Source organism: Bacillus sp. AY2-1 (assembly GCF_008368965.1).
GTDB lineage: Bacteria > Bacillota > Bacilli > Bacillales > Bacillaceae_G > Bacillus_A > Bacillus_A thuringiensis_S.
The window spans coordinates 1-1,797 of record NZ_QPEL01000093.1 but is presented as its reverse complement, the minus strand read 5'-3'; the positions used below and the strand labels follow the sequence as shown (position 1 = coordinate 1,797).

Below are 1,797 nucleotides of genomic sequence, written 5' to 3'. Positions count from 1 at the left end.
CTATATAATCGATTCAATTTTATTTCCAATTGAATACCCCCTATTTGATTTTCATCATTCACTTTTTCTATATTATACCACCCTTTTAATTAGCTCTTTATTTACAATAAAGAGCTAATTTATTTCATCTAAAATTCAAACCAAGTTTCGATACTTTTAGAAAGTAGACATACCTCTTGAATACAATTAGTATTAACATATGAAATACGAAAAGCTTAAAAAGGCTTTTACATGATGAAAGGAAGTTGCACAACTATGGATTTTAAAACAGTTATGCAAGAACTTGAAGCTCTAGGTAAGGAACGAACGAAAAAAATATACATATCTAACGGTGCGCATGAGCCAGTATTCGGAGTTGCTACAGGTGCTATGAAACCAATTGCTAAGAAAATAAAAATAAATCAAGAGTTAGCCGAGGAGCTGTATGCCACTGGCAACTACGATGCTATGTACTTTGCAGGTATTATTGCCAATCCAAAATCTATGAGTGAGTCTGATTTTGATCGCTGGATAGACGGAGCGTATTTTTATATGCTATCCGATTATGTGGTGGCAGTAACTTTATCAGAGTCAAATATTGCACAAGATGTTGCTGATAAATGGATTAAAAGTGGGGACGAGCTGAGAATGTCAGCAGGATGGAGTTGCTACTGTTGGCTTTTAGGAAACCGCAAAGACAATGAATTTTCCGAAAGTAAAATTTCCGATATGCTTGAAATGGTGAAAGATACAATTCATCATTCTCCAGAACGAACAAAATCCGCTATGAATAATTTCCTAAACACTGTGGCAATCTCATATGTACCACTACATGAAAAAGCAGTCGAGATTGCAAAAGAAGTTGGTATAGTTGAAGTCAAATGTGATAATAAAAAAAGCAGTTTGTTAAATGCTTCTGAAAGTATTCAGAAAGAACTTGATAGAGGAAGACTTGGTTTCAAGCGTAAGTATGTAAGATGTTAAAAGTATGAAGGTGTCAATCTAGGAGAGATTGACACCTTTTTTGTGGACATTACTAGACTAACGGAGCTGCAAGTTAAAGGGAACCAATCATTCATCTCCCACTATACATCTCAAACTTCTTCTTTCAATTTATATACCCTATCTCTTTTCTCATCATCTTTGATAAAAATAAGTTTTCCTTCTGTAACAAAACCTTCTAATAGTAAACATACTTGTCCATATGCTTTAGGCTTATTCGTAGTGAATCTTTCATCGGGTATTTTACCAGCTCGTATTAATCGTTCACATAGCTCAAGCGCACTTATTTCTTCAGAATCAATTAATTCTAAAATATCTTTTTGTAATGGTGATAAAGGGGCTGGTACCTTACATACCTCAGCTACCTCCACCTTTTCTTTTTCTTCTTCAAATAAATCTTCAAATGAAATTTGATTCATTACATCTTTTCCTTTCTAACAATTGATTTATATAACATGAATTGAATTCTATAGGTACAAGAACTTTAAATATTAGCTATTGTTATGTATTGCTTGCTTACCTCATTACATGAATTTCAAACTCATGTACATCATTTCATATAGTATATTTTGATTATACCAAATATACGTTCTGTCTTCTATTGTAGAATTTTTTATAACAGGAATGAAAGTAATAGTGAACATTTTTCTTCTCTTTAGTTGTATAAAAAATCATGTAAAAAGTTTACATAATAGAATTATAGTGCTCTGTTAAATTTCTACACTAAAACGCAAAAAAACACTCGTTGCCTTTAATCGACAATCGAGTGCTTTAAGTTCATCTATTTTTAAGTAGCATAAATTTGTAAGTTTTGTA

At 32.1% G+C, this 1,797-nt stretch carries 2 protein-coding genes; one reads left to right on the top strand and one right to left on the bottom strand.

All coding sequences use genetic code 11. The annotated features are described in order from the left end of the window. Window positions 1–255 precede the first annotated feature (255 nt). A complete protein-coding gene (locus DN403_RS21030) occupies window positions 256–963 on the top strand; it encodes a DNA alkylation repair protein (RefSeq protein ID WP_149185718.1) in 708 nt (235 codons plus the stop codon). 110 nt (window positions 964–1,073) lie between these two features. On the opposite strand, the gene DN403_RS21025 is transcribed toward DN403_RS21030, so the two are convergent. Continuing rightward, window positions 1,074–1,400 carry a DUF3895 domain-containing protein gene (locus DN403_RS21025; protein ID WP_086390668.1) on the bottom strand — a complete coding sequence of 109 codons (327 nt, stop codon included), beginning with the start codon at window positions 1,398–1,400 and terminating at the stop codon, window positions 1,074–1,076. Window positions 1,401–1,797: the final 397 nt, after the last annotated feature.

Bases quoted from the DNA above. Each gene is read 5' to 3' on its own strand.
- DN403_RS21030 (WP_149185718.1), top strand. From the start codon at position 256: ATGGATTTTAAAACAGTTATGCAAGAACTTGAAGCTCTAGGTAAGGAA.
- DN403_RS21025 (WP_086390668.1), bottom strand. From the start codon at position 1,400: ATGAATCAAATTTCATTTGAAGATTTATTTGAAGAAGAAAAAGAAAAG.